Annotated in this window: 19 protein-coding genes; 14 read left to right on the top strand and 5 right to left on the bottom strand. The window is 72.7% G+C overall.

Annotation, left to right across the window (positions count from 1 at the left end; all coding sequences use genetic code 11):
• The first annotated feature begins 9 nt into the window (after positions 1-9).
• Positions 10-969 carry an electron transfer flavoprotein subunit alpha/FixB family protein gene (locus ACLQ25_RS06590; RefSeq protein WP_425730004.1) on the top strand — a complete coding sequence of 320 codons (960 nt, stop codon included), beginning with the start codon at positions 10-12 and terminating at the stop codon, positions 967-969.
• Positions 970-1,065: 96 nt separating this feature from the next.
• On the opposite strand, the gene ACLQ25_RS06585 is transcribed toward ACLQ25_RS06590, so the two are convergent.
• Both ACLQ25_RS06585 and ACLQ25_RS06580 read right to left on the bottom strand, forming a co-directional pair.
• On the bottom strand, positions 1,066-1,866 hold the full coding sequence (locus ACLQ25_RS06585) for an anti-sigma factor (protein WP_425730099.1): 801 nt from the start codon (positions 1,864-1,866) through the stop codon (positions 1,066-1,068).
• Positions 1,820-2,422: an RNA polymerase sigma factor gene (locus ACLQ25_RS06580; RefSeq protein WP_357173164.1), complete on the bottom strand. Its 603-nt coding sequence runs from the start codon at positions 2,420-2,422 to the stop codon at positions 1,820-1,822. Before ACLQ25_RS06580 ends, ACLQ25_RS06585 begins: the two co-directional genes overlap by 47 nt.
• Before the next feature lie 230 nt (positions 2,423-2,652).
• Between ACLQ25_RS06580 and ACLQ25_RS06575 the strand changes: the two genes are divergently transcribed.
• From ACLQ25_RS06575 to ACLQ25_RS06545, 7 genes are all read left to right on the top strand, one after another.
• A complete protein-coding gene (locus ACLQ25_RS06575; protein WP_425730003.1) occupies positions 2,653-3,483 on the top strand; it encodes a DUF4397 domain-containing protein in 831 nt (276 codons plus the stop codon).
• Positions 3,480-4,130: a class F sortase gene (locus ACLQ25_RS06570; RefSeq protein WP_425730002.1), complete on the top strand. Its 651-nt coding sequence runs from the start codon at positions 3,480-3,482 to the stop codon at positions 4,128-4,130. Before ACLQ25_RS06575 ends, ACLQ25_RS06570 begins: the two co-directional genes overlap by 4 nt.
• A gap of 107 nt (positions 4,131-4,237) precedes the next feature.
• The gene (locus ACLQ25_RS06565) at positions 4,238-5,413 is read left to right on the top strand and encodes a cysteine desulfurase family protein (protein ID WP_425730001.1); all 1,176 of its coding nucleotides are present in this window, start codon (positions 4,238-4,240) and stop codon (positions 5,411-5,413) included.
• Between the two features lie 200 nt (positions 5,414-5,613).
• On the top strand, positions 5,614-6,687 hold the full coding sequence (mnmA, locus tag ACLQ25_RS06560) for a tRNA 2-thiouridine(34) synthase MnmA (RefSeq protein WP_425730000.1): 1,074 nt from the start codon (positions 5,614-5,616) through the stop codon (positions 6,685-6,687).
• Between the two features lie 104 nt (positions 6,688-6,791).
• A complete protein-coding gene (locus ACLQ25_RS06555; protein WP_425729999.1) occupies positions 6,792-7,796 on the top strand; it encodes a methionine synthase in 1,005 nt (334 codons plus the stop codon).
• 37 nt (positions 7,797-7,833) lie between these two features.
• Positions 7,834-8,202, top strand: a complete 369-nt coding sequence (locus tag ACLQ25_RS06550) for a VOC family protein (RefSeq protein ID WP_425729998.1) — start codon at positions 7,834-7,836, stop codon at positions 8,200-8,202.
• A 57-nt stretch (positions 8,203-8,259) separates the two neighbouring features.
• The gene (locus ACLQ25_RS06545) at positions 8,260-9,273 is read left to right on the top strand and encodes an ADP-ribosylglycohydrolase family protein (RefSeq protein ID WP_425729997.1); all 1,014 of its coding nucleotides are present in this window, start codon (positions 8,260-8,262) and stop codon (positions 9,271-9,273) included.
• A gap of 162 nt (positions 9,274-9,435) precedes the next feature.
• Here ACLQ25_RS06545 and ACLQ25_RS06540 read toward each other — a convergent pair whose 3' ends face one another.
• Complete coding sequence (locus ACLQ25_RS06540; protein WP_425729996.1) at positions 9,436-9,981, bottom strand: type II toxin-antitoxin system PemK/MazF family toxin; 546 nt, start codon at positions 9,979-9,981, stop codon at positions 9,436-9,438.
• A 675-nt stretch (positions 9,982-10,656) separates the two neighbouring features.
• Between ACLQ25_RS06540 and ligA the strand changes: the two genes are divergently transcribed.
• From ligA to ACLQ25_RS06510, 6 genes are all read left to right on the top strand, one after another.
• Positions 10,657-12,792: an NAD-dependent DNA ligase LigA gene (ligA, locus tag ACLQ25_RS06535; protein WP_425729995.1), complete on the top strand. Its 2,136-nt coding sequence runs from the start codon at positions 10,657-10,659 to the stop codon at positions 12,790-12,792.
• Positions 12,793-12,945: 153 nt separating this feature from the next.
• On the top strand, positions 12,946-15,804 hold the full coding sequence (locus ACLQ25_RS06530) for an EAL domain-containing protein (RefSeq protein WP_425729994.1): 2,859 nt from the start codon (positions 12,946-12,948) through the stop codon (positions 15,802-15,804).
• Positions 15,805-15,927: 123 nt separating this feature from the next.
• Positions 15,928-16,233, top strand: coding sequence for an Asp-tRNA(Asn)/Glu-tRNA(Gln) amidotransferase subunit GatC (gene gatC, locus ACLQ25_RS06525; RefSeq protein WP_355052147.1), 306 nt, complete (start codon positions 15,928-15,930; stop codon positions 16,231-16,233).
• A gap of 76 nt (positions 16,234-16,309) precedes the next feature.
• On the top strand, positions 16,310-17,785 hold the full coding sequence (gatA, locus tag ACLQ25_RS06520) for an Asp-tRNA(Asn)/Glu-tRNA(Gln) amidotransferase subunit GatA (RefSeq protein WP_425729993.1): 1,476 nt from the start codon (positions 16,310-16,312) through the stop codon (positions 17,783-17,785).
• Between the two features lie 13 nt (positions 17,786-17,798).
• Positions 17,799-19,298, top strand: a complete 1,500-nt coding sequence (gene gatB / locus ACLQ25_RS06515) for an Asp-tRNA(Asn)/Glu-tRNA(Gln) amidotransferase subunit GatB (RefSeq protein WP_425729992.1) — start codon at positions 17,799-17,801, stop codon at positions 19,296-19,298.
• Positions 19,299-19,421: 123 nt separating this feature from the next.
• Positions 19,422-21,779, top strand: coding sequence for a transketolase-like TK C-terminal-containing protein (locus ACLQ25_RS06510; protein ID WP_425729991.1), 2,358 nt, complete (start codon positions 19,422-19,424; stop codon positions 21,777-21,779).
• A 6-nt stretch (positions 21,780-21,785) separates the two neighbouring features.
• Here ACLQ25_RS06510 and ACLQ25_RS06505 read toward each other — a convergent pair whose 3' ends face one another.
• Both ACLQ25_RS06505 and ACLQ25_RS06500 read right to left on the bottom strand, forming a co-directional pair.
• A complete protein-coding gene (locus ACLQ25_RS06505; protein WP_425729990.1) occupies positions 21,786-23,357 on the bottom strand; it encodes a metallophosphoesterase in 1,572 nt (523 codons plus the stop codon).
• A 61-nt stretch (positions 23,358-23,418) separates the two neighbouring features.
• Positions 23,419-24,591 carry a PQQ-dependent sugar dehydrogenase gene (locus ACLQ25_RS06500; protein WP_425729989.1) on the bottom strand — a complete coding sequence of 391 codons (1,173 nt, stop codon included), beginning with the start codon at positions 24,589-24,591 and terminating at the stop codon, positions 23,419-23,421.
• Positions 24,592-24,624 lie beyond the last annotated feature (33 nt).

Below are 24,624 nucleotides of genomic sequence, written 5' to 3'. Positions count from 1 at the left end.
CTTTGAGACATGTCTGAGGTTCTCGTCGTCGTCGAAGCCACCAAGGAATTCGGCGTCAAGAAGGTCACCCTCGAGATGCTCACCCTCGCCCGTGAGCTGGGCACTCCGAGCGCCGTGGTGCTCGGTGGCCCCGGGGCCGCCGAGGCGCTGAGCGCCAAGCTGGGCGAGTACGGCGCCCAGAAGATCTACGCCGCCGAGGGTGACGACATCGACGGCTACCTGGTCGCCCCCAAGGCGAGCGTGCTGGCCGAGCTGGTCCAGCGGGTACAGCCGGCCGCCGTGCTGCTGGCGTCGGCCCAGGAGGGCAAGGAGATCGCCGCCCGGCTCGCCGTCAAGCTCGACAACGGCATCCTGACCGACGTGGTCGGCCTGGACGCCGACGGCACCGCCACCCAGGTCGCCTTCGCCGGCTCCACCATCGTCAAGTCCAAGGTCACCAAGGGCCTGCCGCTGGTCACCGTGCGGCCGAACTCGGTCACCCCCGCCCCGGCGGCGGCCACCCCGACGATCGAGCAGCTCACGGTGTCGGTCACCGATACCGACAAGCTGGCCAGGGTCGTCGAGCGGGTCGCCGAGCAGAAGGGCTCGCGGCCCGAGCTGACCGAGGCCGGCATCGTCGTCTCCGGCGGTCGTGGCGTCGGCAACGCCGACAACTTCAAGCTGGTCGAGGAGCTGGCCGACCTGCTCGGTGGCGCCGTCGGCGCGTCCCGCGCGGCCGTCGACTCCGGCTTCTACCCGCACCAGTTCCAGGTGGGTCAGACCGGCAAGACCGTCTCCCCGCAGCTCTACGTGGCGCTGGGCATCTCCGGCGCGATCCAGCACCGGGCCGGCATGCAGACCTCGAAGACGATCGTCGCCGTCAACAAGGACGGCGAGGCGCCGATCTTCGAGCTGGCCGACTTCGGCGTGGTGGGCGACCTGTTCAAGATCGTTCCGCAGGCCGCCGAGGAGATCCGCAAGCGCAAGTGAGCATGTGACGCAGAAAGTGGCCGCCCGTCGTGACGGGCGGCCACTTTTTCGTTGGGGAGCTGATCGGCGGGCCGGGGAGCTGAGCCGGCCCGCCGATCAGCCCGTCAGGGTGCCCCTCAACAGGCTGTCGCCGGAGTGGCGGGTGTTGTTGTCGTACTGCTCGGCGGACACGTCGACCACCGAATAGCTCTTGAGATCGACGTTCGGGGGCAGGGGCAGTAGAGCGTCCGCGTCGCCACCGAGGGTGCCGATCGAGAACATCTCCATGGTCGTCGGGTTGATGAGCCAGACCTCGTAGTACCCCGGCACGCGCGGGAGATTCGCCACATGCAGATGTAGTTGACCGCTCTGCAGAACGCGCGCATCGCCCTGGGCCGACTTCGGCGTCGAGCCGAAGGCCGCCAGTGGCGCGCTGGCCAGCACCGTCGGCGTCTGCGCAGGCGTCGGATCCGTCGGCCGCAGCACCGTGACCGTGCCCACCACACCGATCGCCGCCGCCGCGACGGCGGTCACCGCCGTGGCCGCCCAACGGGACCAGCCGCGACCCCGGTGGGGCCGGCGCGTGGGGTCCAGCCGGGTGACCGCCTCGGTCGCCGTCGCGCGGGGCTGCCCCGGCACCTGCTGCCGATCGCCACCGGTCAGCACCGCCACGGGCGCGGGGACCGCAGTGCCCTCGGCCGCCCGGATGTCGGCTTGGATGCCCTGCCAGATGTGCTCCGGCGGGTCGGGCAGGTCGCCGAGGCCCTGCGTCTCGGCGCCGAGCCCGGCCACCTCCTGCAGGGTCGTCAGCTCCGTCCGGCAGTGCGCGCAGGTGTCGAGGTGGGTGCGCTCCCCGTCGTCCGCCTCGCTCTCACCGAGCGCCAGAAAGACCAGCCGCTCGTGCTCCAGGTGCTGCACCATCCACCTCCCATCTGCGTTTCAAGCTCGCCATGCCGCGCCGGATGTGACTTTTCACGGTGCCCAGCGGCACCCCGGTCACCGCGGCGATCTGCTGGTGTGTCAGGTCGTCGTAGAAGGCCAACTCCAGCATCCGCCGCTGGTCGTCCGGGAGGCGTGCCAGCTCGTCGGCGATCACCAGCCGATCCACCACCCGGTCCGGGTCCGGTCCGGTCTGCGCCGGCTCGGGCAGTTGCCGGACCGTCTCCACCACCCGGGTTTCCCGCGCCGAGGCGCGCAAGCGGTCGATCACCTTGCGTCGGCCGATGCCGAGCAGCCAGCCGACCAACGAGCCCTTGGCCGGGTCGAAGGTCTCCCGGCCCAGCCACGCGCCCACGAACGTCGCCTGGGTCACGTCCTCGGCGTCGGCCCGGTTGGCCAGCATGGTGGTCGCCAGGTGCAGGACGGCGCGGCCGTAACGCTCGTACGCCGCACGCAGCGCCGCCTCGTCGCCGGCTCGGAACCGGGCCGCGAGGTCGTCCGCCGGTGGGTCCGGTTGCGGTGGCAGCGCCGTCACGGGGCGGCCCGCCTTCGATGGGGCATGCCCGACTGTAGCCGCCACAGCCCTCGCCCCACTCTCCCGGTCAAAGTCATCTCACCTGCTCTTCGGCCGCCGATGGTCATCTGGATGCGGTCGAGACCGAGAAAAAGAAACGCGTCGAGAGCGCATCTGCCCGTCGCGGAGCCGGCGTAACCCGTTCTGCAAGCCAGGCCTGACGAATCAGCACCAATCACCAGGAGGCAGACATGCAGCTCTCGTACTTCCGTCGGGTCGCCGCGGGCGGCGCGGTCGCCGCGCTCGCCTTCGCCGGTGTCGGCGCGTTCACCGCCACGCCCGCGTACGCCGCCACGTCGAAGGTCTCCGTCGTCCACGGCATCCCGGACACCCCGGTCGACGTCTACGTCAACGGCAAGAAGACGCTGGACAACTTCAAGCCCGGCGACGTCGCCGGTCCACTGAACCTGGCCGAGGGGGAGTACGACATCGCCCTCACCAAGCCCGGCGAGCCGGTCGGCAGCGCGATCCTCAAGGCTGACAACGCCAAGGTGCCGGGCGGGGCGAACATCAGCATCGCCGCACACCTCGACGCCGCCGGCAAGCCGAAGATCACGCCGTTCGTCAACGACGTCTCCAAGGTCGACGCCGGCAAGGCCCGCCTGATCGTCCGGCACACGGCGGCCGCCCCGGCGGTCGACGTACGGGCCGGCGGCACTCCGGTCTTCAAGGGCCTGACCAACCCGAACGAGGCCAAGGGCGACGTCGACGCCGGCGAGGTGAAGGCGGACGTGGTGCTGGCGGGCACCGACACCGTGGCCATCGGCCCGGCGGACCTGAATCTCAAGGAGGGCACCGCGACGATCGTTTACGCCATCGGCTCCGCCGAGGGCAAGAACCTCGACGTGGTGGCCCAGACGATCACCGGCCTGCACTCCGCACCGGGCGGAGTGCCGAGCGGTGACGGTGGTCAGGCGGGTACCGGCGTGGGCGCCTGGTGGTACGCGCTCACCGGTGCCGGCGTACTCCTGCTGGTCGGTGGTGGGGCGCGGATGGCGACCGCGCGGACCGGCCGCAAGTGACGGTGCGCAACCGCGGCGCGCTGGCGGCCCTGGCCGCCGGCGCTGCCGCGCTCACCGTCGCCACCCTGGTGGCGTGCAACTCGCAGCCGGCCGGAAACGTCGGCGCCGAGGAGGCGACCGCGCTGGCGAGCCCCACCCCGACCGCGGCCGTCCCGTCGGTGCCGGTGACCGTCGGTGACCTGCCGGGCGATGCGGAGACCGTCCCGCCGGTCTGGCTGGTCATCCCGGAGATCGGTGTCACCGCCACCGTCAACGCGGTCGGCATCAACGAGCGCACCAACGAGTTCGAGGTGCCGCCGAGCGTCGACGAGATCGGCTGGTACCGCTACGGCCCCGGCCTGGAGGCCGACGCCGGATCGGTGGTCATCGCCGGGCACGTGGACAGCGCGAGACAGGGCAAGGGCGCGTTCTACCGGCTGCGCGAGCTGGACCAGGGCGACATGCTGACCGCGACCGGCAGCGACGGCGCGGCGCGGCGGTACCGGGTCGTCGCCCGGGAGGAGTACGCCAAGACCAAGATTCCGTTGGACCGCTACTTCGCCCGGGACGGCAAGCCGCGGTTGACCCTGATCACCTGCGGGGGGCCGTTCGACGCCAAGGCCCGCAGGTACCGCGACAACATCGTCGTCACGGCGGTGCCCGCCTGACCAGGCCGTGTCCGCTTCGTGCCGGGGTGGCCGTCACACCCCGGCACGTCGCGCGCAGGCCACTCCGCCCTGAGGTCGCTGGCCGGTCGGCCGTACGCTGAAGGGTGATGGCTTACCTGGATCACGCGGCTACCACCCCCATGCTCGACGAGGCACTGGAGGCGTACGTCGCCACCGCCCGCGAGGTCGGCAACGCGTCCTCCCTGCACGCGGCCGGTCGTCGTGCCCGTCGCCGGGTCGAGGAGTCGCGCGAACGGGTGGCCGCCGTGCTGGGCGCCCGGCCGTCCGAAGTGATCTTCACAGGCGGTGGCACGGAGAGCGACAACCTGGCGGTCAAGGGCCTCTTCTGGGCCCGCCGGGACGCGGTCGCCGACCGTCGGCGGGTGGTCTCCAGCGCCGTCGAACACCACGCCGTGCTCTACTCGGTCGACTGGCTGGCCGAGCACGAGAACGCCGAGGTCTGCTCGCTGCCGGTGGACTCCACCGGCCGGCTCGACCCGGAGAACCTGCGCGCCGAGCTCAGCGCGCACGCCGACCGGGTGGCCCTGGTCACCGCGATGTGGGCCAACAACGAGGTCGGTACCGTGCAGCCGGTGGCCGAGCTGGCCGCCGTCGCCGCCGAGTACGGTGTGCCGTTCCACACCGACGCCATCCAGGCCGTCGGCCAGGTGCCGGTCGACTTCGCCGCCAGCGGGGCCTCCGCGCTGACCGTCACCGGTCACAAGCTGGGCGGCCCGATCGGGGTGGGCGCCCTGCTGCTCGGCCGGGACGTGGCCGCCGTACCGCTGCTGCACGGCGGCGGTCAGGAGCGCGACGTCCGTTCCGGCACGCTGGACACCGCCGGCATCGTCGCCTTCGCGGTCGCCGTCGAGACGGCGGTCAAGGGCCAGCAGGAGTACGCGGCCCGGGTGGCCGCGCTGCGCGACGACCTGATCGAGCGGGTCCGCCGGGCGGTGCCCGAGGTGATCTACAACGGCGACCCGACCGACCGGCTCCCCGGCAACGCGCACTTCTCCTTCCCGGGTTGCGAGGGCGACGCCCTGCTGCTTCTGCTCGACGCCCAGGGCATCGCCTGCTCGACGGGCTCGGCCTGCTCGGCCGGCGTCGCCCAGCCGTCGCACGTGCTGCTGGCGATGGGCGCCGACGACGACCGCGCCCGATCGTCGCTGCGTCTCACCCTCGGCCACACCAGCACCCAGGCCGAGATCGACGCCCTGGTGTCGGCCCTCCCCGCAGCGGTGGAGCGGGCCCGCCGAGCCGCCGCCCCCCGAACCCCCCGCTAACCCCCGCGCCCGCCCCCTTCCCCGCTTCTGTCCCCGTTGATCATGAAGTTATTGCCGTGCGGATCGGCGTGTCGGGGCAATAACTTCATGATCAACCTGGGTGGGTGGGTCGGTGTGGACGCGGGCGGGGCGGGGTTGGGGGTGGGGGTGGGGGTTGGTTCGGGGTGGTGGTTAGGGTTGGTGGGGAAGGGGGTTTGCTGGTGAGAGTTCTGGCGGCGATGTCGGGCGGGGTTGACTCGGCCGTGGCGGCGGCGCGGGCGGTGGCGGCCGGGCACGACGTGACCGGCGTGCACCTGGCGTTGGCCCGTAACCCGCAGACGTACCGGACCGGGGCGCGCGGCTGCTGCACGCTGGAGGACTCCCGAGACGCCCGCCGGGCCGCCGACGTCATCGGCATTCCGTTCTACGTGTGGGACATGGCGGACCGGTTCCACGAGGACGTGGTGGACGACTTCGTCGCCGAGTACGCCGCAGGTCGTACGCCGAATCCGTGTCTCCGTTGCAACGAGAAGATCAAGTTCGCGGCGGTGCTGGACCGGGCGATCGCGCTGGGCTTCGACGCGGTGGTCACCGGTCACCACGCCCGGCTCGGCCCGGACGGGCTGTTGCGCCGCAGCGTCGACATCGCCAAGGACCAGTCGTACGTGCTGGCGGTCCTCACCCGCGAGCAGTTGGACCGCTCGATGTTCCCGCTCGGCGACTCGACCAAGGCGCAGGTCCGCGCGGAGGCCGCCGAGCGCGGCCTGGCGGTGGCCGACAAGCCGGACTCCCACGACATCTGCTTCATCGCCGACGGTGACACCCGTGGCTTCCTCGCCGACCGGCTCGGCGAGACGCCCGGCGACGTCGTCGACGCGAGCACCGGCGCGGTCGTCGGCAGCCACACCGGGGCGTACGCGTACACGGTGGGCCAGCGTCGCGGCCTGCACCTGGACCGGCCCGCCCCCGACGGTCGGCCACGTTACGTGCTCTCCATCACGCCCAAGACCAACACCGTGACGGTCGGTCCGGCCGAGGCGCTGGAGGTGTCCCGGGTCCGAGCCGTCCGCCCGGTCTGGACCGGCGGTCCGCGCCCGGACGCGCCGGTCGAGTGCGAGGTGCAGCTCCGCGCGCACGGCGACGTGGTGCCGGCGACCGTCGACCTCGACGGCGACGCGCTGCACGCCGAGCTGCGCCGGCCGGTCCGCGGCGTCGCCGCCGGCCAGGCCCTGGTGGCCTACCGACCGGACCCGGCCGGCGACATCGTCCTCGGCTCGGCCACGATCGCCGGCTGAGCGGGCGGCTCCAGGCCGGCGCGCACACCAGGTGGTGGCTCGCGCAGCGTGGACGTCGGCTGGTCGCCGCATCGTCGCCGCGCCCACCGGGATAGCCTTCGGCCGTGACAGATCAGGCGTGGCCCTGGCCGGCGGGCGCGGCGACCGGCATCGGTTCGCTGCCCGGCACCGACATCGCCGAGGCCCAGCGGGTGGTCCTCGGCGAACTTCCCGACCTGCCGCACCTGCCCGAGCTGCCGGCCCGAGGCCCCGGAGCCGACCTGATCGGGCGCAGCGCCGGGCTGCTGGTCGAGCTGCCCGTCGAGCTGTACACCGGGCGTTGGCGGGTCGCTCCCCGCGCCGGCCGTGACCTGCGCCGGGCCCGGGACCTGATGGAGCGTGACCTGGACCAGCTCGCCGAGCAGGCCGAGGGGTACGCCGGCCCGATCAAGGTGCAGGCCGGCGGTCCGTTCACCCTGGCCGCCGCGCTGGAGCTGCCGATCGGTGGTCGGCTGCTGCGCGACCCCGGTGCCGTGCGCGACCTCACCGGCTCGCTCGCCGAAGGGCTGCGCGAGCACGTGGCGGCGGTCGCGCGACGGCTGCCCCAGGCATCGGTGCTGTTGCAACTCGACGAGCCGTCGCTGCCGACAGTGCTGGCCGGACGGGTGCCGACCGAGAGCGGGCTCGGCGCGTACCGGGCGGTGGATTCGGTCGACGCGGCAGCGCTGCTGCGCACGGTCGTCGACGCGGTGGCCGTACCCACGGTCGTGCACTGCTGCGCCCCGGACGTGCCGTTGGAGCTGATCCGCTCCACCGGGGCCGTCGCGGTCGCCCTCGACCTCGATCTCGTCACCGACCTGGATCCGCTGGGCGAAGCGATCGACGCCGGCCTCGGGCTGTTGGCCGGCGCCGCGCCGACCCGGCCGCCGTCGGCCGGTGGCGCGCCGACCTCCGGGCAGATCGCCGATCGGGTACGTCACATCTGGGACCGCCTCGGCTTCCCCCGCCGGCAGCTCGCCCAGCAGGTGGTCGTCACCCCGGCGTGTGGCCTGGCCGGCGCCACCCCGCAGTACGCCCGGGCGGTGCTCGCGGCCTGCCGGGACGCCGGCCGCCGGTTCGCCGAGGAGTGAGGTTTTTCTGTCGTACCCGCTGGGCAGGATGACCGTCATGATTGGACAGCTACGTTCAGTGGTGATCGACTGCCCCGACCCGCAGGCGCTGGCCGCGTTCTACTCCGAGCTGCTCGGCATCCCCTTCGCCGAGGCCGCCTCCGAGGACGGCGACTGGGTGGTGCTCGGTGGCCTGCCCGGTCACCAGCCGCGACTGGCCTTCCAGCGGGCGCTCAACCTGCGTACGCCGTCCTGGCCGGACCCGGACCGCCCGCAGCAGTTCCATCTGGACGTGACCGTGGACGACATCGAGAGCGCGGAGAAGGCGGCGCTAGCGCTCGGCGCGCGGCGGCTGCCCGGCGAAGGCGAGGGTTTCCGAGTCTACGCGGATCCGGTCGGCCATCCGTTCTGCCTCTGCTGGGACTGACCGCTTCTAGCCTCTGCTCGGACTGACCGCGCCTGAGGGCGGTTGCGGCGGCCGGGCATGATGGCCGCCGTGACCTCCACCGCCGTGCTGCGCGCCTCCGGTTCGCTCTTCGGTCTCGCCTACGGCGACGCGCTGGGCAAGCCCACCGAGTTCCTGACCGTCGCCGACATCCAACGCCGCTACGGTCCGACCGGCCCACGTGAGTTGACCGGCGACCCGGCGCTGGTCACGGACGACACGCAGATGGCGCTGGCGGTGGGCTGGGCGCTGCACGAGGCCCCGACGTTCACACCGGACGCGGTGGAGCCGCTGCTGCGACGCCGCTTCGTGGCCTGGTCGGTCAGCCCGGACAACAACCGTGCCCCCGGGATGACCTGCCTACGCGCCTGCGCCGACCTGGATCGAGGGCTGCGCTGGCAGCAGGCGACGGTCGCCGGTTCGAAGGGCTGCGGCGCGAACATGCGCGTCACGCCGGTGGGGCTGTTGGACGTCGACCTCGACACGATGGCCGGTCTGGCCCAGTTGCAGGCCGGGCTGACCCACGGCCACGCGACCGGTCTGGCCGCCAGCGAACTCACCGCGTACGCGGTCGTCGCCCTGCGCGGTGGCCTCACGCTGCCCGAGCTGCCCGCGATCCTCACCGAGCGGGCGCATTCCCAACGCCAGGTCTACCGGCAGGACTGGCTGGGCGACCTCTGGCGACGCCCGGGGGTCGACACGCCGGAGGAGTTCATCGCCCACGGTTGGGACGAGTGCCTGGCGGCGCTGCGCCGGCTGACGACCGCCCTGCGCGCGCCGGACGACGGCGGCGACCCGTGCCGGGCCACCGGGCAGGGTTGGGTGGCCGAGGAGGCGCTGGCCACCGCGCTGTACTGCGCCGTACGGCATGCCGACGATCCGGTCGCGGCGCTGGCCCGGGGCGCGAGGACCGCCGGTGACTCCGACTCGATCGCCGCCCTGGCCGGCGCCTTCGTGGGCGCGGCGACGGGCATGGCCGCCTGGCCGTCCGAATGGGCCGAGCGCATCGAGTACGCCGATCAGCTCGCCACCCTCGGCGAGAGCTGGGACTGACCGCGCGGCCTGGCCTGGCCTGGCCCGGCCTGGCGCGGCCGGAGTGCCGAGATCGACTCGATTTCCTGGAAGTCGGGGTGTTACTGACAGGTAGACAGGTCGGTTTACTGGAAGTCGAGTGGATCATGGCGTGGGGTGGGGGTGCCTTCGGCTCCGCCGGCCTCAGCTGGTGGGCAGGTGACGCAGGCTGCGGACCTTGCGCCACAGGTCGGCATCGCAGCGGCCGGCGCGGTCGGCGAAGTCGGCCGAGCTGATCCGGACCGGCTCGGTCAGGCTGAGGTAGCTGTCGTGCTCGGCGCCGGGATCCCAGTCCCGGGTGGGAATCCGGACGTGGTCGTCGCGGTCGCTCTTGTCCTGACTCGTGATCTTCAGGACGTCGGCGCCCCGCGAGTCGGCGCGTAGCACCAGGCAGGGGCGGATCTTCGAGCCGCTGCCGTCGGCGTACGGGACGTCGGCCCACCAGATCTCGCCCGCCGCCGGAGCGTCGGCCGCCCGATCAGTGTCACGGGAGTGGGGCGTCGCGCCCGGCCGATCGGTGCCGCGCGGCCTCGGAGGCGCGGGACGACGCCCACCCGCGCGGGTCGTGGCACCCGGACCGGTTCGGTCGGTCGGTCGTCGCGTGGCCGCCCGGTGCCGCCAACTGTTCCACGCCCAACCGGCTGCCACCGCGAGCAGGATCGCCGCCGCCCAGAGCAGCGTCTCGTTCATCGCCACCTCCGCGCCCACGCGGCACGCCGGCCGCTTCGTGCGGCGATCCTCGCACGCCACCGCCACCGCCCCCGCCGCCCGTCGACGCCACCGCCGCTCGTGCCGTCAGCGTCCCCGCGGTCCAGGACGGTTCGGAACCGCCACGGTCAGCAGCCATCCCACGTCGGCCCACCCGCGTCGGCCCACCCGCACCCGCGCCGGCCCACCCCTCACCCGCGCCGATCTTGCACTTTCTGCTGCGACATTTTGGGCATCCCACCCCTATCGACGACCGAAACTGCAAGATCGCCGGGAGGTTGGCGACGGGCCCGCCTCTGCCCTTCGGGGCACCGCCGCCGGGGTTGCCGAGGTCGCCGCGAGGCCGGCGTTCACTCCGCTGGCGGTACCTCCGCCCGGCTCGCACGGACGGTCCTGCTGGGTCCGCGCGGGTACGGCGGCCTTGATCCACTCCATGTCGCGGATGTTGGGGCATCCGGGGCATCAGGACACCCCGGCGTCGGCGATCTGGAGTTGATCAAGATCGGCGGGTTCGGTGGCTGCGCGCGGCGGGGCCCCGGGACCGGGAGCGCGGGGCGTCGCCGTCGGTGCGGGTGGGCGGCGGATTGTCAGCCCGGACCGATACCGTGCCTTAGTAGCGTGATCAGGGAGGTCGCAGGCGTGTCCGAAGGTGGCGGGGTGTCCGAGGAGCAGATCGGTCAGCAGGTCAGCCCGGCTCAGGAGGCGGCGGCCGGCGCGGAGCCGACGCCGCAGGCGCGGGAGCGGCACGCCACGCTGAGTGGCGAGCTGACCGAGCATCAGTACCGCTACTACGTGCTGGATTCGCCGATCGTCACCGACGCCGAGTTCGACAAGCAGCTGCGCGAGCTGGAGGCGTTGGAGCAGGAGTTTCCCGCGCTGCGTACGCCGGATTCGCCGACCCAACGGGTGGGCGGCACGTTCTCCACCGACTTCACCCCGGTCACGCACGCCGAGCGGATGCTCTCGCTCGACAACGCCTTCGCCGACGAGGAGCTAGCGGCCTGGGCCGAGCGGGTCGAACGGGACGCCGGCGGGCCGGTGCCCTACCTCTGCGAGTTGAAGGTCGACGGTCTGGCGATCAACCTGACCTACGAGGCCGGTCGGCTGGTCAAGGCGGCCACCCGGGGCGACGGCCGCACCGGCGAGGACGTCACCGCCAACGTGCGCAGCATCCGGGACGTGCCCGGCCAGCTCACGCAGTCCGCCGAGTTCCCGACGATCCCCGAGCTGCTGGAGGTCCGGGGCGAGATCTACTTCCCGGTCGCCGCGTTCGCCGACCTCAACGCGGGCCTGGTCGAGCAGGGGCGCGCGCCGTTCGCCAACCCGCGCAACGCCGCCGCCGGCAGCCTGCGGCAGAAGGATCCGCGGGTCACCGCCTCCCGGCCGCTGCGTCTCGTGGTGCACGGCATCGGCGCGCGTCGGGGGTTCCAGCCCGCCGCGCAGTCCGAGTCGTACGCGGCGCTGAAGGCGTGGGGGCTGCCGACCAGTGACCGGTGGCGGGTCGTGCCGGACCTGTCCGGTGTCGCGGAATACATCGCCTACTACGCCGAGCACCGGCATGACGTCGAGCACGAGATCGACGGTGTCGTGGTCAAGGTCGACCCGGTCTCCATCCAGGGCCGTCTGGGCTCGACCAGTCGAGCCCCGCGCTGGGCGATCGCCTTCAAGTACCCGCCGGAGGAGGTCACCACCAAGCTCCTCGACATCGATGTCAACGTGGGGCGTACCGGTCGGGTCACCCCGTTCGCCGTGCTCGAGCCGGTGCGGGTGGCCGGCTCCACGGTCGCGCTCGCCACCCTGCACAACGCCCGCGAGGTGGAACGCAAGGGCGTGCTGATCGGCGACACGGTGGTGCTGCGCAAGGCCGGCGACGTGATCCCCGAGGTGCTCGGTCCGGTGGTCGACCTGCGGCCCGCCGACGCCCGCCCGTTCGTCATGCCGACCACCTGTCCGTCCTGCGGCACCCCGCTCGCGCCCTCCAAGGAGGGCGACATCGACATCCGCTGCCCCAACACCCGCAGCTGCCCGGCCCAGCTCCGCGAGCGGGTGTTCCACCTTGCCGGCCGCGGCGCGTTCGACATTGAGGTGCTCGGCTACAAGAGCGCGGGGGCGCTGCTGGACGCGGAGATCGTCGCCGACGAGGGTGACCTCTTCCAGCTCGACGCCGACCAACTGTCCCGGTCGCCGTTCTTCGTCAACAAGGACGGCAGCCTCGGCACCAACGCGGTCAAGCTGCTCGACAACCTGGCCGTCGCCCGGGAACGTGACCTGTGGCGGGTGCTGGTGGCCCTCTCCATCCGGCACGTCGGCCCCACCGCCGCCCAGGCGCTGGCCCGGCACTTCCGATCCATGGAGGCCATCGACGCGGCCAGCGAGGAGGAGCTGTCCTCGGTAGACGGCGTCGGGCCGACCATCGCGGCCAGCATCCGGGAGTGGTTCGCCGTGGACTGGCACCGCGAGGTGGTCCGCAAGTGGGCCGACGCGGGCGTACGAATGGCCGAGGAGGCGGTCGACGAGGGCCCGCGTCCGCTGGAGGGGTTGACCGTCGTGGTGACCGGCACCCTCGCCGGCTTCTCCCGGGACCAGGCCGCCGAGGCCGTGCAGACCCGGGGCGGCAAGGTCAGCGGGTCGGTCTCCAAGAAGACGAGCTTCGTCGTCGTGGGGGACAACCCGGGGTCCAAGGCCGACAAGGCCGCCAGCCTCAAGGTGCCGGTGCTGGACGAGGACGGGTTCCGGCTGCTGCTGGACGCGGGGCCGGACGCCGCGCGGGAGGTCGCCCGCGTCGAGGGCTGACGCCGCCGCGTTCCCGGGGTGGCCGCCGCGTATACCAACTTAATTACGACTACTACCGATTCGTGACTGTCATACCGGGAAACTCGGGGCTGAGGGCGTTTCATTGGGTGACGACGTTCTCACCGACACGTCGACAGTTCCTCGGGAGGTGTGATGGAGGTCGCTGACCCGCGCAACTCCCTCCCACCTGGGCGGGTGGCGCCGTTCGCCACCTTCGTCGTCGGCATCCTGGTGGTGGCGGCGCTGACCATCGCTGGTCCACTCACGACGCTTCCCGGGGAGCTGTCCCGGCTGCCGGTGGCGTTCTGGACGATGGCCGCGCTCGCGGTGATCTGCGACGCGCGCCCGTTCGTCCCGCCCGGGCGACGGCAGACCTCGGCGGTCTTCCCGTCCACCTGTTTCACCTTCGCGATCCTGCTCGGTTGGGGGCCCGGCCCGGCGGTGGCGGTGCAGGCCCTCGGGGTGATCGTCTCCGGCTGGCGGATGGGCAACGCCGCCTGGCGGACGGCGTTCAACGTCGGCCAGTACGCCTGCGCGCTCGCCGCCGCTTACGGGGTCGTCCAGCTTGGGCCAGGCACCATCTTCTCCGGGGGACGCCTGCACTGGACCGACGTGGTCGCCGTCGGCGGCGCGACGCTCGCCTGGTTCTCGGTGAACTACGCGCTGGTGAGCTGGGCCGTACGACTGCGCTTCGGCGGCCGCTGGTGGCCCACCGTCCGCCAGGGCGTCGGTTTCGAACTGCTCTCCACCGGCTCGCTGCTGCTGCTCGCACCGGTGCTCGTCGCCGCCGCCCGGCTCAGTGCGGCGCTGATCCCACTGGTGTTGGTGCCGCTGTTCGCCGTGTACCGGATGGCCCGGTTGACCGTCGAGCAGCAGCACCTCGCCGCCGCCGACCCGCTGACCGGTCTGCCGAACCGAAAGGCGCTGCTGGCCGAGGTGGCGGAGCAGGTCCACCTGCACGCCGAGCGGACCGCCCGGGGCGAGCCCGGCGGACATCTGGCGCTGCTGCTCATCGACCTGGACCGCTTCAAGAACGTCAACGACGCGCTCGGGCACGCGGTGGGGGACCGGCTGCTGGTCGAGGTCAGTGCCCGACTCGCGGACGTGGAACCCCGACCGCAGATGATCGCCCGGCTGGGTGGGGACGAGTTCGCCATCGTGATGACCGGGCTGTCCGACGTAGGTCAGGCGCGTGAGCTGGCCGACCGGGTGGTCGGGGCGTTGGCCGAGCCGGTGCCCTTGGACGGGTTGCCGCTCGACGTCGGCGGCTCCATCGGGATCGCCCTCTTCCCCGAGCACGGTGAGGACTTCGCCACCCTGATGCGGCACGCCGACGTGGCGATGTACGACGCCAAGCATCGCAACGACACGGTCGCCGTGTACGCCCCGGAGTCCGACCACAACTCGGCCGAGCGTCTCGGGCTCCTCGCCGACCTCCGACGGGTGCTCGAATCCGGCTCACCCGCCGTCGAGGCATATCACGCGGCCGACGCGAGCGACGCCGTCGCAGCAGACCACGTGGCCAAGGCAGACCACGTGGCCGAGGCGAGCCACGTGGCCAAGGCGGGCCACGCCGAAGGGGCGAGCCACGCCGTCGAGGCCGGCCACGCGGCCGAGGCAGATCACGCCGACCGGGCGAATCACGCGGCCGAAGCAGGTCACGCCGACAGGGCGGACCACGCCGTCGAGGCGGATCACGCTGTCGAGGCGGATCACGCCGACGAGGCGGGGCACGCCGTGGACGCCGCGCGGGCCGTACCAGCGGGCGAGGCCGCGCCGGCCCGGCACACCGAGCGGGGTGGGTCGGAGCGGACGGTAGACGTACCCCTCGCGGTGGAGGCCGAGGTTCGCGGCGGTGACGGCGCCGCGCTGCCGGCCGGGGCCGCGCCGGTGATCGCCGCGCCGCCGGTGGCCGGCGGGCGGTGGTGGGGTCGCCGTCGGCGTGCCGGCGACGAGGTGGCGCACGCCGATGAGTTGATCAATCGGATCGCCACCGGGGCAGATCCGATCCGGGGCCGCAACAGCCGCGCGACGATTCCCGGTACCCGGCCCGGTCCGAGCCGGGATCGGCGTGCCGGCGGTCACGGGCGGCGCTCGCCGAACGGTGGCGCGCTGTCGACGGCGGGCGACCGCCGTCCGGTGCGCGACGGCGGGTCCGCTACGGGCGGACGGGCGATCGGGTCGACGATCGGGCCGACCGGGTGGGCACGCGACGGTGAGCCGGTCGACGACGCCGGTGAGATCACCATGTACTACCAACCGCAGATCGCCATCGCGACGGGCGAGGTGGTCGGCGTCGAGGCTCTGCTGCGCTGGCGGCATCCCCGCCGGGGCATGGTCGACCCGGAGGAGCTGATCCGGGTCGCCGAGCAGAGCGCGGTGATGCGGCTGCTCACCCGCCGGGTCGTGGACGACGTGGTGGAGCAGCTCGCCAAGTGGTCGGCGGCCGGCATCGGGCTGCGCGCGGCGCTCAACGTGAGCGTGCGCGACCTGCACACCGGCGAGATCGCCGACCAGATCGCCGACCGGCTGGCCCGCTACGGGGTGCCGGCCGAGCGGCTGCAACTGGAGATCACCGAGGGCGCCCTGATGGCCGATCCGCGTCGGGTGCTGGCGACGATCACCCGGTTGCACAAGATCGGGGTGGCCATCGCGCTTGACGACTTCGGCACCGGCTACTCGTCCTTGCAGCATCTGCGCCGGCTGCCGCTGTCCGAGGTGAAGGTGGATCGCTCGTTCGTGCTGGGAATGGCCGAGGACGCCGACGACGCGGCGATCGTCCGCTCGACGATCGAGCTGGCGGGCGCGTTGGGCCTGCGGGTGGTCGCGGAGGGTGTGGAGAACGAGCGGACCTGGCGGATGCTGTACGCGGCCGGCTGCGACGCGGCCCAGGGGTGGTTCTACGCGCGTCCGATGCCCGCCGAGGAGCTGGTCACCTGGCTGGCCCGCTACCGGCCGGTGCGCCCCAGCGGCGGCCCGGAGACGGACGCCGGCCGCCGGCTGACGCGCTGACCCACCCGAGCAGCCGGCGCGGGGCGCGGAGCAATAGACTCGCTCCGGTCACCGCGCGTCACGCTGCACCCGCCGCGCGGCCGGCACACCGCCCGATCAGCAGGACATCAGAAGGGGGCACGGATGGCCGCCATCTCCCGCGAGGAGGTCGCGCACCTGGCGCGCCTGTCGCGGCTCGCCGTCACCGAGGAGGAGCTGGACACGTTCGCCGGCCAGCTCGACGTGATCCTCCAGGCGGTCGCCCAGGTCGGTGAGGTCGCCGCCGCGGACATCCCGCCGACCTCACACTCGGTGCCGCTGACAAACGTCTTCCGCGAGGACGTCGTCACGCCGTGCCTGACCCCCGAGGAGGTGCTGTCCGGTGCGCCCGATGCCGAGGAGCAGCGGTTCCGCGTACCCCGGATTCTGAGCGAGGACGTGGCGTCATGAGCGAGCGCCAGCGAGCGAATCAGCAGTGCGGTGCGGTGGTGCCTCGTGGCGGCACGGAGCGAAGCGGAGTGGCGTCATGAGTGATTTGACCAGAATGACCGCGACGGAGATCGCCGCCCTGGTCGCCGGCGGGGAGACCTCCGCCGTCGAGGTGACCCAGGCGCACCTGGACCGGATCGCCGCGGTCGACGACCGGGTGCACGCGTTCCTGCACGTGGACAGCGAGGGCGCGCTCGCCGCCGCCCGGGCCGTGGACGAGCGCCGGACCGCCGGTGAGGAGTTGGGCCCGCTCGCGGGCGTGCCGGTCGCGGTGAAGGACGTGCTCGCCACCCGTGGCGTGCCGACCACCGTCGGCTCGAAGATCCTCGAGGGCTGGCGCCCGCCGTACGACGCGACGATCGTGCAGCGGCTGCGCGACGCCGGCACGGTGATGCTGGGCAAGACGAACATGGACGAGTTCGCGATGGGCTCCTCCACCGAGTACTCGGCGTACGGCCCGACGCACAACCCGTGGGACCTGAGCCGCATCCCGGGTGGTTCGGGTGGTGGCAGCGCTGCCGCGCTGGCCGCGTACGAGGCGCCGCTGGCGATCGGCTCGGACACCGGTGGCTCGATCCGCCAGCCCGGAGCGGTCACCGGCACCGTCGGGGCGAAGCCCACCTACGGCGGCACCTCCCGGTACGGCCTGGTGGCGTTCTCCTCGTCGCTGGACACCCCCGGCCCGTGCGCCCGTAACGTGCTCGACGCCGCCCTGCTGCACCAGGTGATCGGCGGGCACGACCCGCGCGACTCGACCTCGATCCCGCAGCCCGTACCGGACGTGGTGGCGGCGGCGAAGCTCGGCGCGACCGGCGACCTGACCGGCGTACGGCTCGGCATCGTCAGCGAGTTCGTCGGCGAGGGCACCGAGCCGGGCGTGATGACGGCGTTCCGCGAGTCGGTGGACGCGCTCGCGAAGATGGGCGCCGAGATCGTCGAGGTGTCCTGCCCGACGTTCGCGTACGCGCTGCCGGCGTACTACCTGATCGCCCCGAGCGAGTGCTCCTCCAACCTGGCCCGGTTCGACGGCGTCCGGTTCGGCCTGCGGGTCGGCGACGACGGCAACCGGTCGCTGGAGGAGGTCATGTCGCTGACCCGCGAGGCCGGCTTCGGCCCCGAGGTCAAGCGCCGGATCATGATCGGCACGTACGCGCTGTCGTCGGGCTACTACGACGCGTACTACGGGCAGGCGCAGAAGGTCCGTACGCTGATCACGCGGGACTTCAACGCCGCGTTCGAGCAGGTCGACGCGCTGATTTCGCCGACCACCCCGTTCACGGCCTTCCCGATCGGCGCGCGCACCGCCGACCCGTACCAGATGTACCTGGCCGACCTGTTCACCATTCCGACCAACCTGTACGGCGGCCCGGGCATCTCGGTGCCCTGCGGTCTCTCCGAGGGGCTGCCCGTGGGCCTGCAGGTGATGGCCCCGACGATGGCCGACGACCGGATGTACCGGGTCGCCGCCGCGTTGGAGTCCGCGGTCGGCACGTTCACCCCACCGGCACTGTGAGGCAGGAGCCCAGATGACGACGACGCTTCCCGCGTACGACGAGGTCGTCGCGCGCTACGAACCGGTGATCGGCCTGGAGACCCACGTCGAGTTGGGCACGAACACCAAGATGTGGTGCGGCTGCCCGACCGACTTCGGTGGCGAGCCGAACACCCGGGTCTGCCCGGTGTGCCTGGGCCTGCCCGGGTCGCTGCCGGTGGCCAACAAGGCCGCCATCGAGGCGATCATCCGGATCGGCCTGGCGTTGAACTGCTCGATCGCCGAGTGGTGCCGGTTCGCCCGGAAGAACTACTTCTATCCGGACATGCCGAAGAACTTCCAGATCAGCCAGTACGACGAGCCGATCTGCGTCGACGGTTACCTGGACGTCGAGGTGAACGGCGAGACGGTCCGGATCGAGATCGAGCGGGTGCACCTGGAGGAGGACACCGGCAAGACGCTGCACGTCGGCGGCGCCACCGGGCGGATCCACGGCGCGACGGAGTCGCTCGTCGACTACAACCGTGCCGGCATCCCGCTGGTCGAGATCGTCACGAAGCCCGTCGTGGGCACCGCCGCGCTCGCCCCCGACGTGGCCCGGGCGTACGTCGCCGAGCTGCGCGACGTGATCCGTACCCTCGGCGTCTCGGACGTGCGGATGGAGGAGGGTTCGCTGCGCTGCGACGTGAACACCTCGCTCAACCTGCCGGGGCAGGAGTGGGGCACGCGCACCGAGACCAAGAACGTCAACTCGCTGCGGTCGGTGGAGCGGGCGGTCCGCTCGGAGATGCTGCGGCAGGCGGCGGTGCTCGACGCGGGCGGCCGGATCACCCAGGAGACCCGGCACTTCCACGAGGACAGCGGCGACACCACGTCGGGGCGCTCGAAGGAGACGGCCACCGACTACCGCTACTTCCCGGAGCCGGACCTGGTGCCGGTCGCCCCGGACCCGGCCTGGGTCGCCGAGCTGAAGGCCGCCCTGCCGGAGCTGCCCCGGGTGCACCGGCGTCGGCTTCAGCAGCAGTGGGGCCTGTCCGACCTGGACATGCAGTCGGTGCTCAACGCCGGAGCGGTCGAGTTGATCGAGGCCACCGTGGCCGCCGGCGCCACCCCGGCGGCGGCCCGCAAGTGGTGGCTGGGTGAGCTGTCCCGCCGCGCCAACGAGACCGGCGTGGAGCTGACCGACATCGGCGCCACCCCCGCGCAGGTCGCCGAGTTGCAGGGCCTGGTCGACGCCGGCAAGCTCAACGACAAGATGGCCCGTACGGTGCTGGAGGGCGTGGTCGACGGTGAGGGCTCGCCCACCGAGATCATGACCAGCCGGGGCCTGGAGGTCGTCTCGGACACCGGCGCGCTCACCGCCGCCGTGGACGAGGCCATCGCCGCCAACCCGGGTATCGCCGACAAGATCCGCAGCGGCAAGGTCGCGGCGGCCGGTGCGCTGGTCGGCGCGGTGATGAAGTCGACCCGTGGTCAGGCCGACGCCGCCGCCGTCCGCACGCTGATCCTGGAGCGCCTCGGCGTCCAGGGCTGAGACCCCGTCCGGACAGGCCGCCGCCGCGACCCGGCGGCGGCCTTCTCCTCACCCCTGTCGACCACGCGGCCACCCCGCACCCCTCGTCGAGGGCGTCAACGGCGACGCCCGAATGGAGCCATCGTGACCCAGCACGACCTTGACGTCCTCGACGAGATCCAGCGGCGGGTGCTCTGGCTCGCCACCCGGATCGTGGATGCCGCCAACCACGACCGGGCCACCGGCGACGGGGTGAAGGTCGGTGGTCACCAGGCGTCCAGCGCCTCGCTCGTCACGGCGATGACCGCGCTCTGGTTCGCGCACCTGGACGCCGAGGACCGGGTGGCCGTCAAGCCGCACGCCTCCCCGGTGTTCCACGCCATTCAGTACCTGCTGGGCAACCTGGACCGCTCCTACCTGCCCCGGTTGCGGGCGCGGGGTGGCCTCCAGTCGTACCCGTCGCGCACCAAGGACCCGGACGAGGTGGACTTCTCCACCGGGTCGGTCGGTCTGGGCGCGGCGGCGCCGCTCTTCGCCGCCGCCACCCGCCGGTACGTCGACGCGCACTTCGGTGCCCGGCCGCACTCCCGGTTCGTGGCGCTGATCGGCGACGCCGAGCTGGACGAGGGCAACATCTGGGAGGCGGTGGCCGATCCCGCCACCACCGGCCTGGGCAACGTGATGTGGCTCGTCGACTTCAACCGGCAGTCGCTGGACCGGGTGGTGCCCGGCATCCGGATCAACCAGTGGCGCGGCCAGTTCGAGGCCGCCGGCTGGCACGTCGTGGAGGTCAAGTACGGCCGTCGGCTCGCCGAGGCGTACGCCCGGCCGGGCGGCGGGGCGCTGCGCGACTGGATCGACGCGATGCCCAACGAGCAGTACCAGTCGCTGTTCGGGCTGGCCGGCGACACGTTGCGCAAGCAGTTCCTGGACGGCGCGCCGGCCGGCATCGCCGAGCTGATCGAGGGCATCACCGACGAGGACCTCGGCCCGCTCGTCACCGACCTGGGCGGGCACGACCTCCAGGCGATGCTCGACGCCTACGCGCAGTGCGACGCGGTGACCGACCGGCCCAGCGTCGTCTTCGCGTACACCGTCAAGGGTTGGGGGTTGCCCATCGCCGGCAATCCGCGTAACCATTCGGCGCTGCTCAGCACCGAGCAGGTCGACACGCTGCGTGCCGCGCACGGGTTGACCGCCGAGACCGAGTGGGACCGCCTCGACCCGGCGTCCCCGGCCGGCGTCCGGGCCGGCGCCCGCCGGGAGGCGCTGTCCCGCGCGCCGCGCGAGCGCGCGCTGGGGGTCACCGTTCCGGAGAGCACGGGAGTACGCGCCAACAAGCCCATCTCCACCCAGGAGGTGTTCGGCCGGGTGCTGGTGGACCTGGCGCGGGACCGGGAGGTCGGCCGTTACCTGGTCACCACCGCCCCGGACGTGGCCACCTCCACCAACCTCGCCGGATTCATCAACAAGACCGGCGTGTTCGCCCCGACCGAGCAGCGTTCCTGGACCGAGGACCGGATGCTGCGCTGGACCGAGAGCCCCACCGGGCAGCACATCGAGCTGGGCATCTCGGAGATGAACCTGTTCCTGCTGCTCGGTCAGCTCGGCCTCTCCTGGGACCTGTCCGGGCAGCCGCTGCTGCCGGTGGGCACGGTCTACGACCCGTTCGTGCTGCGGGGCCTCGACGCGTTCCTCTACGGCACGTACTCCGGTTCGCGGTTCGTGGTGGCCGGCACGCCGTCGGGTATCACCCTGGCCCCCGAGGGCGGCGCCCACCAGTCCACGATCACCGCGTCGGTCGGCTTGGAGCTGCCCGGGGTGACGTTCGTCGAGCCGGCGTACGCGGGCAGCCTCGACTGGCTGCTCTGCGACGCGCTCGGGCAGATCGCCGGCGGGGCGACCCCGGCCGCGACCGCCGCCCCGGCCGAGGACGGCGCGTACTACTTTCGCCTCAGCACCCGTCCGCTGGACCAGGCGCCGTTCGAGGCGGCCCGGGCCCGGCTCGGTGACGCGGTGCTGCGCCGGCAGGTGGTCGCCGGGGCGTACCGGCTCGTCGACGCGCACCAGGCGTACCCACACCTGGCCGACGCGCCGGTGGTGCAGCTCGCCGGCTCCGGCGCGGTGCTGCCCGAGGTGCTGGCCGCCGCCGCCGAACTGGCCGAGGAGGGCATCGCCGCGCACGTGGTGGACGTGACCAGCCTGGACCGGCTCTACCGGGCCTGGCAGCGCACCCTGCGGCAGGGCGTGCGCACCGCCACCGTGCCCAGCGTGCCCGGCGCGCTGCGGTCCGCGTTCGCCGACCAGGTGCCGGTGGTGACCGTGCACGACGCGGCCTCGCACGCCATGGCGTGGCTCGGGTCGGCGCTCGGCGCGCCGGCGGTGCCGCTCGGGGTGGACGAGTTCGGCCAGTCCGGCAGCGTGGCCGACCTGTACGAGCTGCACGACCTGCTGCCCGGCAGCATCGTCAACGCCGCCCTGGCCGCCCTCGCCCTGCGCTGACCGGTCTCAGCGGGTCGGCGTGGGGGTGACCGAGGCGGGCGCGCCGGCGCTCGGGTCCTGCACGATGTGGCGTTCCAGGTTGACCTGGGCCTGACCGGTGCCGCCGACGGTGATGTCGTCGTACGCCTGGAGCATCTTCTGCTGGTCGAAGTAGAGCACCGTCATCGACAGCGGGGTGGGCTTCTCGCCCTCCAGGCCGCGCAGCCCGGCCCCGCCCGTGGAGCCCTCCACGAACAGGGCGGTCGGCTGCTGGCCGGGGGCCTGCGGCAACTTGGAGACCTGCCGGGCGTGCGTGTGCCCGGCCAGCACCAGCGGGCAGGTGCCGGCGAGCGGCCCGGCCGAGGCCGGGTCGTGCACGAGGGCGATGTTGACCGGCCGCGGCGAGTTGCGGATCGTCGCGGCGAGTTGGTCACCCGCGCCGATCACCTGGTCGGCCACCTCCTGGGTCAGCCCGCTGCCGGCCGGTGAGGTGTTCTTGTCCGGGGTGAAGCGCGGGTCGCCGATGCCGGCGATGGTCAGGCCCGCGACCGTGGTCGTCGAGTTGTTCAGCACGATCGCGTTCGGCTGACGTGCCACCGCCGCGCCGGTCTTGCCCGAGTCGTGGTTGCCCCGGATGAACACGTACGGCTTCTTGAGCAGGCTGATCGAGCCGACGAACGAGGCCTCCGGTTCGCTGCCCCAGTCGGTGATGTCGCCGGTGTCGATGACCACGTCGATGCCGAACTGCTCCACCACCGTCCGGATCAGCTGCCAGCCCGTCGGGTTGAGGTGCATGTCGGAGACGTGCAGGACCCGGGTGGTGCCCGGCGCGGGATCCAGCACCGGCAACGCGGACACCGTCGTGTAGAGCTGACTGACGTTGCCGACGATGCGTTGCAACTGCTCGGCGTACTTGGTGTAGTCGTTGGCGATGCGGCGGGCGTCGCCGACGATCGCCGGCGCGTTGACCAGCAGGCCCTCGTAGCGCGGCTCCTCGATCGCCTGCGGGCGCAGCGTCGCGGCGGCCGTGCCGAGGCTGCCGGCGGTGACCAGCAGCGCCAACCCGCCGGCCCAGGCCGTACGGCGCACGTCCCGGAAGACCAACGCGGCCAGGATGAGGGTGACCAGCACCGCCGAGGCGAGGGTACGCAGACCGAGCCGCATCACCCCGGAGCGCACGTCCTCCACGGCGCTCTGGCTCGCCCGACTGATGCTCGCGGGGTCGTCGAGCAGCGCCTCGGTGCGCCCCTGGTCGAGCGCGCCGAGTCGTACGGTGAGGTGCGTCGGCCCGCTGTGGCTGTCGATCAGCAGCGCGCCCAGCGGCGGCACGTCGATGGTCGTCCCGCCGTCGCTGGCCGGCGAGAGGGTGAGGTTGGCCCGGAACGGCCCGATGTCGGTGTTCACCCGACCGCCGGCCAGCACGCCGAGTACCGCCCCGGCCAGGGCCACCACCAGCACGGCGAGGATCATGCCCGTGCGCCGCACCGGCCCGCCGGGGCGGCCGATCCGTCGGCGGGCCGGGCGCGACGGCTCGCCGCCGGTCGCCGGGTCGTCCCGGCCCTCGGCGTCGCCGTGCTGCTCGTCGCGTTGCCCGTCCATGCTGAGATTCTGACCTGCCCGTCGAAGGATCTTGGCAAACCTGGGCGGAAGGTGACGCAGGTCAGCTGCGGCCGCCGTCGCCGCCGGCGAAGACCACCCGCAGGAGGCGGTCGTCGTCGGCGGCCGGGTCACCCCGCCCGTCGTGGTTGGAGGTGCTCACCCAGAGTGAGCCGTCGGGCGCGGCGGCCACGGCGCGTAGCCGCCCGTACCGGTTGGTCAGCAGTTCGCTCGGCTGCCCGAGCAGTGTGCCGGTGTCGGTCAGCTCCATCACCCACAGTCGCTTTCCGCGCAGGCAGCCGGTGACGAGCAGCCGGTCCGTCGCGGCCAACCCGGAGCAGGACGCGTCGGACGTCGCCCACTGCGTGATCGGGTCGGTGTAGCGCTTGTCGCCGGCCCGCCCCTCGACCTCCGGCCAGCCGTAGTTGCCGCCCTTGGTGATCTGGTTGATCTCGTCCCAGGTGTTCTGGCCGAACTCGACGGCGTACATGCGCTTGGCCGCATCCCAGGCGAAACCCTGCACGTTGCGGTGGCCGAACGACCACACCGGCGAGCCGGGGAACGGGTTGCCCGGCGCGGGCTTGCCGTCGGCGGTGATCCGCAGGATCTTGCCGCCGAGGCTCTTGGTGTCCTGCGCGTTGGGCCGCTCTCCCGCGTCACCGGTGCTGACGTAGAGCTGCCCGTCCGGCCCGAACCCCAGCCCGCCGCCGTTGTGCACGTTCGCCTTCGGGATACCGGTGAGGATCGGGGTGGGCTGCCCGCCGATCTGCAGGCGGGCGACCCGGTTGTCCTGCTCGGCGGTGTAGTAGACGAAGACCGTCCGGTCCTGGGCGTAGCCGGGGGACACGGCGATGCCGAGCAGGCCGCCCTCACCCGCCGCCGCCACGTCGTTGATCGTCTGCACGACCCGGACCCGCAGCCCGTCCGGACCGGACTCCGGGCCCACCTGAAGAATCCGGCCGGTGTCCCGCTCGGTGACCAGCGCGCCGCCGTCGGGCAGGAACGCGATGGCCCACGGCACCCGCAGTCCCTTGGCCAGCACGGTGGTCACCGCCTGCTGGCCCGCGCCGCCGGCGTTCGCCGACGCCGACGGGGTCGGCAGGTTGGGTGGCTCGCCCGCCGGATCGGGTTCCGGCTCGCCGAGGCTGCAACCCGAGGCGAACAGCAGCGCCGCGCAGGACGCCGCGAGGACCGCCCGGAGGCGGCGGACGCGAGGGTACGGGGGACGGGCTCTCACCCGGCCCAGGGTAGCCCGCCGGACGGTCCGGCC

Source organism: Micromonospora sp. DT44, from assembly GCF_049841635.1.
Lineage (GTDB): Bacteria > Actinomycetota > Actinomycetes > Mycobacteriales > Micromonosporaceae > Micromonospora.
Note: the sequence above shows the minus strand (reverse complement) of the source record. Positions and strands in the feature narration are given on the sequence as shown.

Bases quoted from the DNA above. Each gene is read 5' to 3' on its own strand.
- ACLQ25_RS06590 (WP_425730004.1), top strand. From the start codon at position 10: ATGTCTGAGGTTCTCGTCGTCGTCGAAGCCACCAAGGAATTCGGCGTC.
- ACLQ25_RS06575 (WP_425730003.1), top strand. From the start codon at position 2,653: ATGCAGCTCTCGTACTTCCGTCGGGTCGCCGCGGGCGGCGCGGTCGCC.
- ACLQ25_RS06565 (WP_425730001.1), top strand. From the start codon at position 4,238: ATGGCTTACCTGGATCACGCGGCTACCACCCCCATGCTCGACGAGGCA.
- ACLQ25_RS06550 (WP_425729998.1), top strand. From the start codon at position 7,834: ATGATTGGACAGCTACGTTCAGTGGTGATCGACTGCCCCGACCCGCAG.
- ACLQ25_RS06545 (WP_425729997.1), top strand. From the start codon at position 8,260: ATGATGGCCGCCGTGACCTCCACCGCCGTGCTGCGCGCCTCCGGTTCG.
- ACLQ25_RS06540 (WP_425729996.1), bottom strand. From the start codon at position 9,981: ATGAACGAGACGCTGCTCTGGGCGGCGGCGATCCTGCTCGCGGTGGCA.
- ACLQ25_RS06530 (WP_425729994.1), top strand. From the start codon at position 12,946: ATGGAGGTCGCTGACCCGCGCAACTCCCTCCCACCTGGGCGGGTGGCG.
- gatC (WP_355052147.1), top strand. From the start codon at position 15,928: ATGGCCGCCATCTCCCGCGAGGAGGTCGCGCACCTGGCGCGCCTGTCG.
- gatA (WP_425729993.1), top strand. From the start codon at position 16,310: ATGAGTGATTTGACCAGAATGACCGCGACGGAGATCGCCGCCCTGGTC.
- gatB (WP_425729992.1), top strand. From the start codon at position 17,799: ATGACGACGACGCTTCCCGCGTACGACGAGGTCGTCGCGCGCTACGAA.
- ACLQ25_RS06505 (WP_425729990.1), bottom strand. From the start codon at position 23,357: ATGGACGGGCAACGCGACGAGCAGCACGGCGACGCCGAGGGCCGGGAC.